Annotated in this window: 13 protein-coding genes; 6 read left to right on the top strand and 7 right to left on the bottom strand. The window is 52.5% G+C overall.

Annotation, left to right across the window (positions count from 1 at the left end; genetic code table 11):
- Positions 1 to 158 precede the first annotated feature (158 nt).
- Both mdoH and AC6HVW_RS10765 read right to left on the bottom strand, forming a co-directional pair.
- Positions 159 to 2,720: a glucans biosynthesis glucosyltransferase MdoH gene (gene mdoH, locus AC6HVW_RS10770; RefSeq protein WP_071680529.1), complete on the bottom strand. Its 2,562-nt coding sequence runs from the start codon at positions 2,718 to 2,720 to the stop codon at positions 159 to 161.
- Positions 2,713 to 4,281 (bottom strand): glucan biosynthesis protein G, encoded by a 1,569-nt coding sequence (locus tag AC6HVW_RS10765; protein WP_081366967.1) that lies wholly within the window; start codon positions 4,279 to 4,281, stop codon positions 2,713 to 2,715. The genes mdoH and AC6HVW_RS10765 overlap by 8 nt, the downstream gene beginning before the upstream one ends.
- A gap of 252 nt (positions 4,282 to 4,533) precedes the next feature.
- On the opposite strand from AC6HVW_RS10765, the gene mdoC reads away from it, so the two are divergent.
- The 3 genes from mdoC (at position 4,534) to AC6HVW_RS10750 (ending at position 8,198) form a co-directional block, all read left to right on the top strand.
- A complete protein-coding gene (gene mdoC, locus AC6HVW_RS10760) occupies positions 4,534 to 5,661 on the top strand; it encodes a glucans biosynthesis protein MdoC (RefSeq protein WP_071680531.1) in 1,128 nt (375 codons plus the stop codon).
- Between the two features lie 312 nt (positions 5,662 to 5,973).
- Entirely contained in the window at positions 5,974 to 6,198 is a 225-nt protein-coding gene (locus AC6HVW_RS10755; protein ID WP_021178338.1) for a hypothetical protein, read from the top strand.
- A gap of 278 nt (positions 6,199 to 6,476) precedes the next feature.
- A complete protein-coding gene (locus AC6HVW_RS10750) occupies positions 6,477 to 8,198 on the top strand; it encodes a potassium/proton antiporter (protein WP_059200542.1) in 1,722 nt (573 codons plus the stop codon).
- 416 nt (positions 8,199 to 8,614) lie between these two features.
- Here AC6HVW_RS10750 and AC6HVW_RS10745 read toward each other — a convergent pair whose 3' ends face one another.
- The 3 genes from AC6HVW_RS10745 to AC6HVW_RS10735 all read right to left on the bottom strand — a co-directional run bounded on the left by AC6HVW_RS10745 (position 8,615) and on the right by AC6HVW_RS10735 (position 9,743).
- The gene (locus tag AC6HVW_RS10745) at positions 8,615 to 8,746 is read right to left on the bottom strand and encodes a hypothetical protein (protein ID WP_021178340.1); all 132 of its coding nucleotides are present in this window, start codon (positions 8,744 to 8,746) and stop codon (positions 8,615 to 8,617) included.
- 68 nt (positions 8,747 to 8,814) lie between these two features.
- Entirely contained in the window at positions 8,815 to 9,318 is a 504-nt protein-coding gene (locus tag AC6HVW_RS10740; RefSeq protein ID WP_071680532.1) for a YlaC family protein, read from the bottom strand.
- A 119-nt stretch (positions 9,319 to 9,437) separates the two neighbouring features.
- A complete protein-coding gene (locus AC6HVW_RS10735) occupies positions 9,438 to 9,743 on the bottom strand; it encodes a hypothetical protein (protein ID WP_071680533.1) in 306 nt (101 codons plus the stop codon).
- A gap of 144 nt (positions 9,744 to 9,887) precedes the next feature.
- On the opposite strand from AC6HVW_RS10735, the gene AC6HVW_RS10730 reads away from it, so the two are divergent.
- The gene (locus AC6HVW_RS10730; RefSeq protein ID WP_071680534.1) at positions 9,888 to 10,301 is read left to right on the top strand and encodes an Exc2 family lipoprotein; all 414 of its coding nucleotides are present in this window, start codon (positions 9,888 to 9,890) and stop codon (positions 10,299 to 10,301) included.
- Between the two features lie 433 nt (positions 10,302 to 10,734).
- Entirely contained in the window at positions 10,735 to 12,237 is a 1,503-nt protein-coding gene (gene proP / locus AC6HVW_RS10725; RefSeq protein WP_021178344.1) for a glycine betaine/L-proline transporter ProP, read from the top strand.
- A gap of 148 nt (positions 12,238 to 12,385) precedes the next feature.
- Here proP and AC6HVW_RS10720 read toward each other — a convergent pair whose 3' ends face one another.
- The gene (locus tag AC6HVW_RS10720) at positions 12,386 to 13,342 is read right to left on the bottom strand and encodes a DMT family transporter (protein ID WP_081366968.1); all 957 of its coding nucleotides are present in this window, start codon (positions 13,340 to 13,342) and stop codon (positions 12,386 to 12,388) included.
- A 139-nt stretch (positions 13,343 to 13,481) separates the two neighbouring features.
- On the opposite strand from AC6HVW_RS10720, the gene AC6HVW_RS10715 reads away from it, so the two are divergent.
- Positions 13,482 to 13,976 carry an Lrp/AsnC family transcriptional regulator gene (locus AC6HVW_RS10715; RefSeq protein WP_021178346.1) on the top strand — a complete coding sequence of 165 codons (495 nt, stop codon included), beginning with the start codon at positions 13,482 to 13,484 and terminating at the stop codon, positions 13,974 to 13,976.
- Between the two features lie 86 nt (positions 13,977 to 14,062).
- Here AC6HVW_RS10715 and AC6HVW_RS10710 read toward each other — a convergent pair whose 3' ends face one another.
- Positions 14,063 to 14,482, bottom strand: coding sequence for a hypothetical protein (locus AC6HVW_RS10710; protein ID WP_071680535.1), 420 nt, complete (start codon positions 14,480 to 14,482; stop codon positions 14,063 to 14,065).
- Between the last annotated feature and the right edge of the window lie 168 nt (positions 14,483 to 14,650).

The following is a 14,650-nucleotide window of genomic DNA, read 5'->3' as shown; positions in this document are numbered from 1 at the left end:
AGTTGCCAGACCGTAAACTGTTTTAACAAATCAAAAGGGGTTTCTATAACTGGCTCAAAGCTGAAAGCTTTACGGAACCCCCAGCCTAGCTGGAGGTTTTCTGTGCACAAAAAAAGGGGAACACGCAGTGCGCATTCCCCTTTAATTAATACTAACCGTCAGCGTTGGCCGACGGGGTGAGCCAGTTTATTATGCGGTAATTGCCGATAATGTTCGCGCCAAACCTCGCCCTGCGGCAGCAGCCAAATGCGCTGATGCAGGCGTGACAACGCCACCGGATCGCTTAACAGCTCAAGGCGTTTGGCTTTTGCCAACTTCTCTGGCCCTACTTCCAGCGCCTCGTTCACCCGCTCTTCCCGCGTCCGATCGATAATGGCGCGCAGATGGTGACGAGCCGTTGCCAGCGCGGCAGCCAAGGCGTTGTAGGACGGGTCCACCGCAGCATGCATAAAGCCGTTGCGCAAGGCACGCTGGCGATTAAGCTGCAGATAGGTGTCTGTGGCAACCAGCTCACGCGGCGGATCGTACTCTTCCGGGATCAGGAACAGCTTGGCTCGCTTGCTCTTGAGACCGAGCGTAGCGCGGCTCGACAGCGCCGAAACAAACGGTGACAGGATCAGCGAGAAGACGATCGGTGACAGCCACCACAGGAAGTTCAGATCCAGCAATGCCATGCCACCGCCCCAAACCAGCCCCAGCAGCATTTGCGAACCGTGACGCTTGAAGGCTTCGCCCCAAGGGGTGTCATCATCATCACGCTGCGGCGAGTTCCACACCACTTCCCAGCCCAGGAACGCGCTGACCACAAACACGGTATGGAACAGCATGCGCACCGGCGCCAACAGCACTGAGAACATCACTTCCATCAGCATGGAAATCAGCAGCCGGATCGGCCCGCCGTACTGCTTCGAGCCTTTTGCCCAGACCAGCACGATGCTCAGCAACTTCGGTAAGAACAGCAGCACCATGGTGGTGGAGAACAGCGCAATCGCCAGTTCTGGCTTCCACTGTGGCCACACCGGGAACAACTGCCGGGGTTGCAGGAAGTATTGCGGTTCCACCAGCGTATGCACTATCTGCAACGCGGTGGACAGCGCCAGGAACATAAACCACAACGGTGCCGACAGGTAGGACATTACCCCAGTCAGGAACACCGCGCGGTGTACCGGATGCATGCCTTTTACCAGGAACAGGCGGAAGTTCATCAGGTTGCCATGACACCAGCGGCGGTCGCGTTTCAGCTCGTCCAGCAGGTTAGGCGGTAACTCTTCATAACTGCCCGGCAGATCGTAGGCGATCCACACGCCCCAGCCAGCCCGACGCATCAATGCGGCTTCCACAAAGTCATGGGAGAGGATGGAACCGGCAAACGAACCTTCACCCGGCAACGGTGCCAACGCACAGTGCTCGATGAAGGGTTTCACCCGGATGATGGCGTTATGGCCCCAGTAATGGGATTCGCCCAACTGCCAGAAGTGCAGACCAGCGGTGAACAACGGGCCATAGAGGCGCGTGGCGAACTGCTGCACACGGGCATACAGCGTATCCATGCCTGAGGCTTTTGGCGCAGACTGGATGATACCGGCGTTCGGGTTGGCTTCCATCAAGCGCACCAGGCCGGTGAGGCACTCGCCGCTCATCACACTGTCCGCGTCCAGGATCACCATGTAGCTGTACTCACCGCCCCAACGACGGCAGAAGTCGTCGATGTTGCCGCTCTTGCGTTTCACACGACGGCGGCGACGGCGGTAGAAGATACGGCCGTGGCCCTCAACATCGCGGCACAACTCCATCCAGGCTTTCTGTTCGGCGACGCAGATATCGGGATCGTAACTGTCGCTCAGCACATAGATATCGAAATGCTCGAGCTGACCCGTCGCCTTCACCGACTCATAGGTTGCCCGTAACCCGGCAAATACCCGTTCGACGTCTTCGTTACAGATCGGCATGATCAACGCGGTACGGTGCGCTGGATCGATCGGCTCATCACCTTTGATAGTCGAAGAGATGCTGTATTTATCTTTGCCAATCAGCAGTTGCAGGAACCCCATCAGCGCCGTCCAGAAACCGGCAGAGACCCAGCAGAACAGAATGGCAAACAGGATCAGAATACCGGTCTGCAAAAGATAAGGTAATATTTGCAACATCGACTGCATCAGATCCTGATCGAACATGGCGATAGGATCGATCAGCGCCCAGCCCTGATAAGGCAGGATGGTTTTCATGTACCAGGTGGCGATACCGGTTTGCACCAACATCAGGATCAACAGTACATAACGGCGCATTGAACCGACAATACGCCAGCGGTTTTCCGCCTCGGCTTCTTCTTTGCTGGCATGACGATTGTGCGTCTTACGGCCCAGCAGAGTATCCCAGAAACGCCCCACCGGGTTGGTGCGCCAGGCTTCAGGGAACATGGTGGTCCGTTTTACCGGCGGCGTGGCTTTCAGGATGGTGCGCCCTTCCGGGTCACAATCAAAATCGTCGTCATCGACAGCATCCGGCCAAGCCTGGCTGATGCGCGCCTTGACCGAGGCCAGGGCAATGTCATCGGCAGGCAGCGACGCCACATTGACATCAGAAGCTCCCATCTGACGATGCAAAGCCTCCAGTGCCGGGGTATCACCCGCCATCACTTGTTGTTTGAGCACCCCTGACCGCTCATCGGTCAGGGGCATTGCCGCAAGATATTCCTGGGCAGTTTCAGTAAACTTATTCATTGGCAGGTAGCTGATAGCTCCAGGTTTCCGTCAAGGTCTTGTCACCGTTGACCAACGCAGCACGCATTTCTACCGGCTGTTTCTCATCTTTCACTTTCAGACGCACCGTCAAACGCCAGCCTTTGGTGACCGGATTATAGCGAACGCTGTTTTCCACCATTTCGCCGTTGTCACCAATGCTGATCTGAGAAGCCACCGGCGTATCGGCATCCAGCGCTTTCAGTGCCGGGCCGACGAAGTCAACCAGGAACGCCACGCTGCCGTCCGGCTCACGGATCAGGTTTGACTGCTTCACATCACCGGTTGAACGCATGGTTTTACCCACGTAGCCGATATCCTGCGAATGCAGCTTCTCTTCGTCGCGGGTGAAGTACAGGCGGTAGTTCAAGGCCAACGGCGTTTTTGCATCAGGCAACACGTCCGGCGTCCAGAACGCCACGATGTTATCGTTGGTTTCATCCGCAGTTGGGATCTCTACCAGCTCAACCTTGCCCTTGCCCCAATCGCCGCGCGGCTCAACCCAGGCGCTTGGACGCAGATCGTAACGATCGTCCAAGTCTTGGTAGTCACGGAAATCACGGCCACGCTGCAGCAGACCAAAACCTTTCGGGTTTTCGATACTGTAAGTGCTGACCGACAGGTGCTTAGGATTGTTCAGCGGACGCCAGATCCACTCGCCGTTACCGGCATGGATAGACAGACCGTTGGAGTCATGCAGCGCCGGGCGGTAATTCAGCGTTGGCGAAGGATTGCTCGGCCCGAACAGGAACATGCTGGTCAACGGTGCCATACCCAACTTGCCCACTTTGTCGCGCAGGAACACTTTGGACTGGACATCTACCGTGGTATCGCGGCCGGGGTAAACCACAAAACGGTAAGCGCCGGTGGCTCGTGGAGAATCCAGCAAGGCATAAATCACCAGATGTTTGTCGCCCTGCTTAGGACGTTCGATCCAGAACTCGCGGAAACGCGGGAACTCTTCGCCAGATGGCAAGGCGGTATCAATCGCCAGCCCACGGGCAGAAAGCCCATAAACCTGCCCTTTACCCACCACGCGGAAATAGCTGGCGCCCAGCATGCTCATGATTTCGTCGTTCTTATCCGCACTGTTGACCGGATAGAGCACTTTAAACCCGGCGAAACCGAGCTTCTTCACCGAGTCGGGATCGTGCTTGACGGGACCAAAGTTGAAATAGTCCGGGCTGTATTTGATCTCTTTGACGCTGGTGGCCGTAACCTCGTTGATGGTCACCGGCGTGTCGAAGTACATCCCTTGATGGTAGAACTCAAGCTTGAAAGGGGTTTTCAGCTTACTCCACACGGCTTTATCGTGATTGAACTGGATCTGCTGATAGTCCGCGAACTTCATATCGCGAAACTGAGAAGGAAGGTTGCTCTTCGGGGCTTCAAAGCTTTTTCCTGCCAGATCCTGTGCCTGTTTGGCCACATCGTCGATAGAAAAAGCCCAAGCCTGCGAACTCAACAACGTGCATAAAACGGTAGCACCTAACCAACGTACGCTCGTGGCGCGTGGTTTTTTTGATAATAGATTTACTAGCACATCCCCCCCTATTCGTGTGCTCAAAATATTCAAAATCCATATTAATGGATTATTCTGCTCGCCGACAACATGATAAACGTGTGCTGATGTTTACGGCCTAGAGTTTAAGCAGTTGTGCAGCGTAGCAAGCCGTGCTCCAAGACGCTATGGAAAAATGTCGGTCGCTATAGTAGGGTTTGAGTTTGCGATTACCCCATTGCCGACTTATTAAGCGGGTTTACACTCCCCTGATGCAACCACCAGCGGTAACCTATGACTAACAGCACTAACCAGCGCGAGTTTTTCCTGGATTCGATCCGGGCTTATTTGATGCTGCTGGGCATTCCTTTTCATCTTTCTCTGATTTACTCCAGCCACTCGTGGGCGGTAAACAGCGCGGCCCCGTCGTTTTCGCTGACGGTGCTGAACGACTTTATTCACGCCTTTCGCATGCAGGTGTTCTTCATTATCTCCGGCTACTTCTCCTACATGCTGTACGAACGCTATGACAGCCACCGCTGGTTGAAGGTACGCCTGGAGCGGGTTGCCATTCCGCTGTTGAGCTCTATCCCATTGATTACCCTGCCACAGTTTTTTTTACTCAAGAACTACACCGATAAATTAGCCGGCTGGGATGATTTTACCCCTTATCAAAAAATAAACGTGGCGGTTTGGGAGTTGGTCTCCCATCTGTGGTTTTTATTAACCTTGTGCTTATTGACCTGCGCCTGTTTTTATCTGTTTAAAAAAATTAAGGCGATAAAAACGCCGATGGCACCGCGGCCAATAAATAAAATGACCACTCTCAGCAATATCTCATTGTGGTTTTTATTGTATGCCTTTATATACGGCGTGTTTCATCGCATTATTTTAATCACCGCCCCGCATTTACTGTCTAACGGTCTGTTCAACTTCGTGGTGATGGAAACCCTGTTCTACCTGCCGTTCTTCATTGTGGGTGCCTATGCGTTTAAGTACTCATGGCTGAAAGCGGTGTTCCTCAAACCCTCGTGGCCAGCCGTACTGGGCTCACTGCTGCTGTTGGTAGCCTACATGCTCAACCAGAAACTGCTGGCGCACAGCAGCTTTGGGTTTGAACTGGAGATCATGATCAAAGCCGTGCTCGGGGTCCTGATGACCAACGTGGTGTTCGCATTTGGCCATGCGCTGCTCGATTTCCATTCGCCGCGCATTACCTATCTGGTCAACGCTTCGCTGTTTGTCTATCTGGTGCACCATCCGCTGACGCTGATATACGGCGCCTTCGTGACTCCGCTGATCGATAATAATCTGCTGGGTTTCCTGCTGGGCCTGGTGTTCGTCTTTGCTTGCGCCTTCCTGTTATATGAGTTGCACAAGCGCATCCCGCTGTTACGCTTCCTGTTCTCTGGTAAAGCCTAACCTCCCGCGTAAGGGCGTTGCTTGCAGCGCCCTGCAAACATAATGTTGCCCTCTCGTAGGGGCGCCGCATGCTGCACCTGCTAAGTTATAATTGATCGGTGGTCAGGCACATATTGCTCAACCTATCACGGCCCGCTGCTGCAAATTTGTGCTGGAGCATATTGCAGTGAGTTGTTATAACTACAGTGCATAAGAAAAAATCCACATCCCTGCCTTACGGTAGCGATTGGGCTCACAAACCCTAAGGGATGGCGCATCACCATCGCGTGTGCCGGTAACATTTCCCTTCCGTCACGACAGAGAGGATTTTTAATGACCGATAAACCGACCGCGGCAACCGAAGCCGTAGCAGAAAACGCCACACTTCTGAAAATCTTGGGTAGACTGCTGTCCGCACTGGATTCTTCCATCAGTGGCAAAGATCGCAGCGTATTGGTAACCGAGCTTTCCAGCCTCAACCTGGACGGGATCTCTGAGGCCGAAAGGAAACTGGCAGCCGAATTAATCAAGCGTGCTCTGCAATCACTCGATCACTAACCTCCCGCCTGCAAACCATTAAGCCTCCTGCTGGGGGGTTAATGGTTTTTCATCAATAACCTGTTTCCTACCGTTCTCAATGAGCTGATAAATAGGCACAAAAACCGCAATACCCACCTTTCACCTGTCTTTTCATCAAATTTTGCGGCAACTAGCCATAATGACAGCGTTTTTTTGGCAATCAGCCTTGGCGTTGCACAGGATAAACAGGCTATTATGATCCTGTGTCTTTGCTTTGGCGCCCCCCCTTTCAGCTCAACTCGCAGGAGAACATTATTTTGGATGCCAGCACGATCAACAGCTTGTTCATCATCGGTGCCGTGTTGGTGGGAGCAAGTATTCTGCTCAGTTCTTTCTCTTCACGCCTGGGTATTCCCATTCTGGTGATCTTCCTGGCAATAGGTATGCTGGCCGGTGTTGACGGCCCTGGAGGCATCGCCTTCGATAACTATCCCGTCGCTTATCTGGTCAGTAACCTGGCTCTGGCAGTGATCCTGCTCGACGGCGGTATGCGTACTCGCGTCAGCTCCTTTCGTGTCGCGCTGTGGCCAGCATTGTCACTGGCTACCATCGGCGTACTGATCACCGCCGGTCTGACGGGCCTGGCCGCCGCCTGGCTGTTTAACCTCGATTTGATCCAGGGGCTACTGATCGGTGCCATTATTGGATCGACCGATGCGGCTGCGGTGTTCTCACTGTTGGGTGGCAAAGGCCTGAACGAGCGTGTCAGCGCAACGCTGGAAATTGAGTCCGGCAGCAACGACCCGATGGCGGTGTTTTTAACCATCACCCTGATTGCCATGATTTCCGCTGGCGAAACCTCGCTAAGCTGGATGTTCATCGTCCATCTCTTGCAGCAGTTCGGCATGGGCATCGTACTCGGCCTGGGCGGAGGTTGGTTGCTGATAACGCTAATCAATCACATCAAGCTGGCGGAAGGGTTGTATCCGCTGCTGGCGGTAAGCGGCGGCATCTTGATCTTTGCGTTGACCACGGCTCTGGATGGCAGCGGCATTCTGGCGGTCTATCTGTGCGGCCTGCTGCTGGGTAACCGCCCAATCCGTAACTACCACGGCATTGTGCAAACTTTCGACGGCCTGGCCTGGCTGAGCCAGATCGGCATGTTTCTGGTGCTCGGGCTGTTGCTTAACCCGCACGACCTGTTGCCTATCGCCATCCCTGCCCTGCTGCTCTCGCTGTGGATGATACTGTTTGCCCGCCCGATATCGGTGTTTATCGGCCTGCTGCCGTTTCGCAACTTCAACCTGCGCGAACGCATGTTTATCTCCTGGGTGGGTTTACGCGGCGCGGTGCCGGTGATCCTGGCGGTGTTTCCGATGATGGCCGGGCTGCCCAATGCCAATCTGTTCTTTAACGTCGCGTTCTTTGTGGTGTTGGTTTCACTGCTGTTGCAGGGCACTTCGCTGTCCTTTGCCGCCAAAAAGGCCAAGGTGGTGGTGCCACCGGCATTAGCCCCGATCTCCCGCGTGGGGCTGGATGTTCATCAGGAAAACCAATGGGAGCAGTTTGTCTATCAGCTAAGCGCAGAAAACTGGTGCGTTGGCGCGGCGCTGCGAGAACTCAAGATGCCACCGGGAACGCACATTGCCGCGCTGTTCCGTGGCAAAGAACTGTTACACCCTAGCGGCAGCACCCGCTTGCTAGAAGGCGATACCCTGTGCGTTATTGGCCATGAACACGATTTGCCTGCGTTGGGTAAACTGTTCAGCCAGGCACCTACGGTTACGCTGGATGAGCGGTTCTTCGGTGATTTCATTTTGCAATCTGATGCGCGCCTGAGTGATATCTCTCAGGTCTACGGCCTGAATCTGCAAGACGGTGTGGACGATCAGCAAACGCTCGGCCAGTTCGTTACCCGGTTAATCGGGGGCGAAGCCGTGGTGGGGGATCAGGTGGAATGGGATGGTTTGACCTGGACTATCGCGGAGATGGATGCTAATCAAATCAGCAAGATAGGCGTCAAGATCGTTACCGATTAACCCGTTAATCGCCATTAACCATTCTGTTACGGGAACTAATTCGGCCCGGATAACTCTTAATGACAGTCATTGATGCCCACCCCAACGTTGGGTGGGCCGTTTGCGGTACATCAACCGTCGGATAAGATATTGAACAGCAAAGCGAAGTTCTTTTCAGCCTTGACCATCATCGCTTTAAGCGTTGCCTTACTGGATGTGGGTATCGCCGATTTGGTCCATAGAATACTACTTGGATGATGTAACCTGATGCAAAAACAACAAGAGAAAGATTTACTGGGAAAAGTGCTACTGACCGTATCTGCCCTGTGCCTTGTCACCGTGGCCGGGCTGTTGATCTGGGGTTTTGTGCTGGATTGAAGCTATGTCTGGCGAGCGAGCATAAAAAAACCGCCGCAGCGGTTTTTTTGGCAATTCAATCAGATTTTACAGCCTTCGCAGTCTTCTTCATCTTCAAGAATCTCAGGAACTTCCCGGGCCTTTTGCGCCGCATTTTTTTCCGCTTTGGCTAATTCATCATCAATGTCAAAATCAAAAATATCATCACTCATCGCTATTTCCTAAGAATAGTCTCATGCCAACAGCTATTATAGCCAACCTCGACACCGGTGCAACCAATTCAGCTCAGCGCGGCCTGCGGCGCTGGCTGGGTGGCTAACCTTTTGGCATAAGCCAGATCGTAAACGTCATAGAAATCAATCTCGCCCTTGTTGGCGATGATTTCCTGCATACGGGTTTTCAACACCGAGCTTACCGTAGGTTCGTTCAACAGTGCCTGAATAGCCTGCGGCGACAGTGCGCGCGTAAAGTACCATTCCCCATTGTAACAAACTCGCAGATCCAGTACGCCGATGTCCTCAAAGCGGTAAACCGGCTTGATTTCAATCAGCAGCATAGCAAACATAAACAGCACAAAGGCAGTAAAACCCAGAAACGAATACAGCCCCATGTAGGGCACCGGGTACATCACCGCGATCACCGCAAAATAGCCAGCAAACATGGCAAAACACAGCCAGCGATGGGTACGAGCAAACTCGCTGTTGAAGCGCGGCTTACCGTCACGCCCTTCCCGCCGGTTAATCTGTTCTATCTCCGCAACCAGGATGTTCTTAATCGTATCCATCGCCATACCTTAATGCCTCAGCGCATCGTGACTATCACCAATCTCAGCCCAAGCTATCACAATGACAGTTTATTGAGGTAGATCAATTCCTGCATTATTCGCCGCAAACTGTTATAGGATCAGCGTGACTGTGATGCCCTTCCCTGCCCCTGCGCGACCATAAACATACGCTGTGCAACATCATCCGCCTGCTTGATTTTACGTTTCTGCGGTTCGTCACAGCGATGTGCAGCACGTACATAGGCGATTTCATGTGCCTGATCGATCATCGAAATCACCTTGTCGCAGGCTGTTTTATCCATATTACCTAATAGGGTGGTGATGATTGCCTGGTAGGCATTGGAGGCCGCAGTGAGTGCCTGTTCACGGGCTTCCAATGCCTCTATACGCTGCAAAAGCACTTGAAGCAGTTCGGTATCAGACATATCCACCTCCACTCACCAGGCAACGCTGCCTGTAATAAGTGTAGCAAGGGTTGCGCTATCATGATGGGTTTCAATATGTTGCTACTGGGATAGAATAGCGGCACATCCTTTGGGACCTTCAATACCTATAACAAGGAGCATCACATGCCATCAAAACGTTATCGTTCTATCCCGTTGCTTGCTGCGCTGTTGCTTTGCGCCTGCACCGCGTCACAAAGTAGCGTTGAAAGACACGCTCGCCATGCCACTTATCAGTTGGCGAATGCACATTTCGATCCCAACACGCAGACCAATATCTCGAAGTCAGCTAAAGCCGCCATCCCATTCTTCGAACAGTTTTACCAGGCAGGAAAAAAAGATCGCCAAGATGGACTGACCCGCGAACAGGCACAGCAAAGGGTGAATGGGTTCCGCAACCCTGATTTTTTACCTGAGTCAGAACAAAAGGCGACGATGTATAATCAATCCTATACGGCTGACTCGCCGAAAAAACAGCGCGAGATCCTGCTTGAAAATGCTATCGCCACTTACTGGGATGGCTATGACGGCAAGCCTTAACCAGACGACCAGCTAACAGCACCGCCCCCGCTCTTGCGTCTGTGTGGGGGCTATAACTCTGTATCATTCCTGTACTGTTCGGGGACATCGTAGACAGGTGTTCGGGGACATACTGAACACTTTTCAACCCCCTTTATTGATGAAAATCCACCCATCCCTCAGACTTTCCTGCCGTAAAAGTCACTGAAAAACATAACATTTTTTACTCGGTTTGATTCAAGCTCCAGATAACGCTAAGCTATATGACAAGAAAAACTAATCCTAAGGATGACATTTTTTGTTTAAAACCCTAATTATTGTGATGAGACTCTCAGAAAAAAACCACGAGGACGATCTGCAAAACAGAGGTAACATTAGCCTGACTGATATCTTGACCAATAAAAATGAGCGGGCCGACGAACTCGCCGACGATCAATTTTGCATGGGATGATTTATGAAGCTAAGAAAAAAAAAGCATAAACCACTACAGATTAATGACATCACTATTATTGATGACAGCAAGTTAAAGAAAGCCATTACCGCCGCCGCATTAGGCAACGCCATGGAATGGTTTGACTTCGGTGTTTACGGCTTTGTCGCCTACGCACTTGGCCAGGTGTTCTTCCCTGGCGCCTCGCCTGGCGTGCAAATGATTGCCGCTCTGGCCACCTTCTCGGTTCCTTTCCTGGTACGTCCTTTGGGCGGTGTCTTCTTCGGTGCCATGGGCGATAAATTCGGCCGCCAGAAAGTGTTATCCGTTACCATCATTATTATGGCGATCAGTACCTTCTGTATCGGCCTGATCCCGTCCCACGCCTCTATTGGCATCTGGGCCCCTATCCTGCTGTTGCTGGCCAAACTGGCACAGGGCTTCTCCGTCGGTGGGGAGTATTCTGGCGCAGCCATCTTTGTGGCCGAGTATTCACCGGACCGTAAACGCGGATTTATGGGCAGTTGGCTCGACTTTGGCTCCATCGCCGGCTTCGTATTAGGGGCAGGTGTGGTGGTACTTATCTCCAGTATCGTGGGTGAGGCCAACTTCCTCGACTGGGGCTGGCGTATTCCGTTCTTCCTGGCAGCACCGCTGGGCATAATTGGCCTGTATTTGCGCCACGCTTTGGAAGAAACGCCAGCGTTCCAGCAGCATATGGACAAAATGGAACAGAACGATCGTGCGGCCATTGAGAACCCGCCGAAAACCTCGTTCAAAGAGATCGCTACCAAGCACTGGAGAAGCCTGCTGGTGTGCGTAGGTATCGTGATCTCGACCAACGTAACCTACTACATGCTGCTGACCTATATGCCAAGCTACCTGTCGCATAACCTGCACTATTCCGAAGACCACGGCGTGCTGATTATCATTGCCATCATGCTAGGTATGTTATTCGTCCAGCCACTGGTCGGCATGACCAGCGACCGCATTGGCCGTAAACCCTTCATCATTGGCGGTAGCCTCGGTCTGCTGGTGCTGGCCATCCCTAGCTTTATCTTGATCAACAGTAACGTTATTGGCCTGATTTTTGTTGGCCTGTTGATACTGGCCGTGTTGCTCAACTCCTTTATCGGGGTAATGGCCTCCATTCTGCCTGCGATGTTCCCTACCCACATCCGTTACAGCGCGCTGGCGATTTCATTCAATATCTCGGTACTGGTTGCGGGTGTCACGCCAACGCTGGCCGCCTGGCTGGTCGAAACCACCGGTAACCTGTATATGCCAGCCTATTATCTGATGGTGGTGGCCGCGATTGGTCTGGTTACCGGCCTGTATATGAAAGAAACGGCCAACAAGCCGCTGCGCGGTGCTGCTCCTGCCGCCTCTGACCGCTCAGAAGCCAAAGAGCTGCTGCAGGAAACTTACGATAATATCGAGCAGAAAGTCGAAGATATCAGCCAGCAAATCGCCGATTTGGAGAAGAAAAAGCAAACGCTGATCGACCAGCATCCAAAACTGGATTAATTCTCCTCGGTGAACAAACAGGCCAGAGCTCTTTAGCGTAACGACTCTGGCCTTTTTATTACTCTCAATGGGCGCTGCATGAAGCCGGTCAAGATGTTGTCAGCGGCCTCGTTCAACTTAGCCAAATTATTAGCCTGTAGCAGATTCGCTACGGAGTCTTAACGCCCCTTACCGATGGTTTTACCGTCACGATAAAAATACCCGCCATAATGACCAGCAGGCCAATACCCAGCGTAAGAGTCAATTGCTCCCCCAGGAAGACAACGGACATCAATAAACCTATCACCGGCACCCCGAGCATTGCCGTCGACATGCTGGTGCTCGACAACCACATGCTGGCGGCGTTCACCGCAACAAAGCAGAACGCGGTCGCCAGCGGCCCCATAAACAGCAGTATTTCTATTAACGATGTAGAACCATCGCCTGTATATGGCCCTTCGAAGACCCGAGCCATCAACGCCAACGGTACGCTTGCCAGCAGCATCTGCCAGGGAGCAAGCTCATACGCGCTGCACACTCCTTTATGATAACGCAAGTGCAAAATGCACATCGCCCAGGCAAAGGAGGCCGTCAGCAACATCAGGTTAGCCACAATCAGAACCTTATCGCCCCAGTTAAACGTGAACGGATTGAACAGTACAATGACCCCTACACCACCCAGCAACGATCCCATCAGTTGCCGACGTGACAGTGACTGACGGAAAAACAGCACTGCGATAGGCGTGACCCAGAGCGGCGTGGTGTAAGCCAGGATAGCGGATCTGCCTGCAGGCACTTCGGTCATGGCAAAGGCACCGAGCACGGTAAACGTCAGCATTTGCAGCAGCCCGACGCTCACCACCAACGGCCAGTCCTTGCGGGGCGGGAATCGCAATTTTTTGGTCAATATCTGTAGAGCAAACAGGCACAGCGCACCACTGACAAATCGGGTGGTAGAAAGCCAAATCGGCGTCATATGTGAAAGCCCAGCCTTCATCACCGGCCAGTTCGCCCCCCAAATCACAATGGCCCCAACCAGCAGCAGGACGCCTTTGATTTTCACGCTATCAGGTGCATAGCTCGGCACGCTTGGCGAGCTGGTTAAGTATTTACCCTCAGTATCCACAGCGGTTTCTCATCCATTCATTCAATATGCTAATTTTATCTGGATAACCGGGGAAACTTTCTCTTATTATGTTTTTCAAATCGGTTTTTATGAGTCATTTTAACCTCATAAATCACATTTTAAGGGTAAATTTTCTCATATGAAGAAGCTTGATCGCACAGACGTTGCCATTCTGAACTCGATGCAAACCAACTCGAGGATCACCAATGCGGAGCTGGCCCGTTCGGTCAATCTATCCCCAACCCCCTGCTTCAACCGTGTAAAAGCCATGGAGGAGTTGGGCATCATCAGGGGACAAGTGACTTTGCTGGAACCAGCGGTGCTTGGGCTCCATGTGAACGTATTTATTCAGGTGAGTTTGGAAAAGCAGGTAGAAGGTGCGCTCAGTAACTTTGAGCAAGCCATTGATCAGCGCCCAGAAGTGATGGAGTGTTACCTGATGACGGGCGATGCCGATTATCTGCTACGGGTATTGGTGCCCGATATCCGCGCGCTTGAGCGTTTTATTCTGGATCATCTGACCAAGATCCCGGGCGTAGCCAACATCCGCTCCAGCTTTGCCCTCAAGCAGGTGCGCTATAAAACGGCGCTGCCGCTACCCGCAGAAGGCATCAGCATAGTCTCGATGAAATAGCCGTTTAATAACCAGTTACCTCTGAGCTGACAAACTTCAACCTGAAATAAACTGCGCGGAAACGGGCGCCTCCGCGCATAAAAAAATTATTTTTTCTTGGCTGTAGCCGGGTTTGGTTTGGCTTTCTTTGGTTTGGCAACGACGTCTGCAGTAACGGTTGACTCATTAACCGCTGGAGCCGATGTCTTGGCCCTCGATTTTGCCGCTACGGGGGCCTTGTCGACATTGTTTTTTGCTTTGGCCGCAACCACTGCAGGTTTACTCGGCGCTGTCGCCGCCTTCACTTCCGCGGCTGGAGACTCAATACCATTCTCCTTGGCCACAACGGCAGCGGGTTCAGCAGCCAATGCCTTATACTTTTCCACCAGGTTTTGATAGGTATTTAACGCTTTGATGCCATTAAAGGAGTTATCAATTTTCCCCGCGCGGATCAACTCGATAACCACTTGCTGCGCCGCTAACTCTGGGTGTTTCGCCGGATTAATAATCTCAATTTCAAATTCCATCGTCATCTCCTGACTGAATAGCCGAGCTTGGCAGCATACCATTTACCGCTGACAACGAAATCGCGCTGAATCCATTCAATTTATAAAAAACTGGCATTCATCGGTTGGCCTGCCGAAAAATGCCCATCACGCGAGTGATGGGCACCGTTGTAGCAGCACAGAGGAATA

The sequence above is a fragment of the Serratia sp. NCCP-200 genome (genome assembly GCF_059697885.1).
This window is presented reverse-complemented; position numbering and strand designations above follow the sequence as displayed.

What these genes read in the sequence shown, in the direction of transcription:
- mdoH (WP_071680529.1), bottom strand. Translation starts at nt 2,720, where the DNA reads ATGAATAAGTTTACTGAAACTGCCCAGGAATATCTTGCGGCAATGCCC.
- mdoC (WP_071680531.1), top strand. Translation starts at nt 4,534, where the DNA reads ATGACTAACAGCACTAACCAGCGCGAGTTTTTCCTGGATTCGATCCGG.
- AC6HVW_RS10755 (WP_021178338.1), top strand. Translation starts at nt 5,974, where the DNA reads ATGACCGATAAACCGACCGCGGCAACCGAAGCCGTAGCAGAAAACGCC.
- AC6HVW_RS10745 (WP_021178340.1), bottom strand. Translation starts at nt 8,746, where the DNA reads ATGAGTGATGATATTTTTGATTTTGACATTGATGATGAATTAGCCAAA.
- AC6HVW_RS10740 (WP_071680532.1), bottom strand. Translation starts at nt 9,318, where the DNA reads ATGGATACGATTAAGAACATCCTGGTTGCGGAGATAGAACAGATTAAC.
- AC6HVW_RS10735 (WP_071680533.1), bottom strand. Translation starts at nt 9,743, where the DNA reads ATGTCTGATACCGAACTGCTTCAAGTGCTTTTGCAGCGTATAGAGGCA.
- AC6HVW_RS10730 (WP_071680534.1), top strand. Translation starts at nt 9,888, where the DNA reads ATGCCATCAAAACGTTATCGTTCTATCCCGTTGCTTGCTGCGCTGTTG.
- proP (WP_021178344.1), top strand. Translation starts at nt 10,735, where the DNA reads ATGAAGCTAAGAAAAAAAAAGCATAAACCACTACAGATTAATGACATC.
- AC6HVW_RS10715 (WP_021178346.1), top strand. Translation starts at nt 13,482, where the DNA reads ATGAAGAAGCTTGATCGCACAGACGTTGCCATTCTGAACTCGATGCAA.
- AC6HVW_RS10710 (WP_071680535.1), bottom strand. Translation starts at nt 14,482, where the DNA reads ATGGAATTTGAAATTGAGATTATTAATCCGGCGAAACACCCAGAGTTA.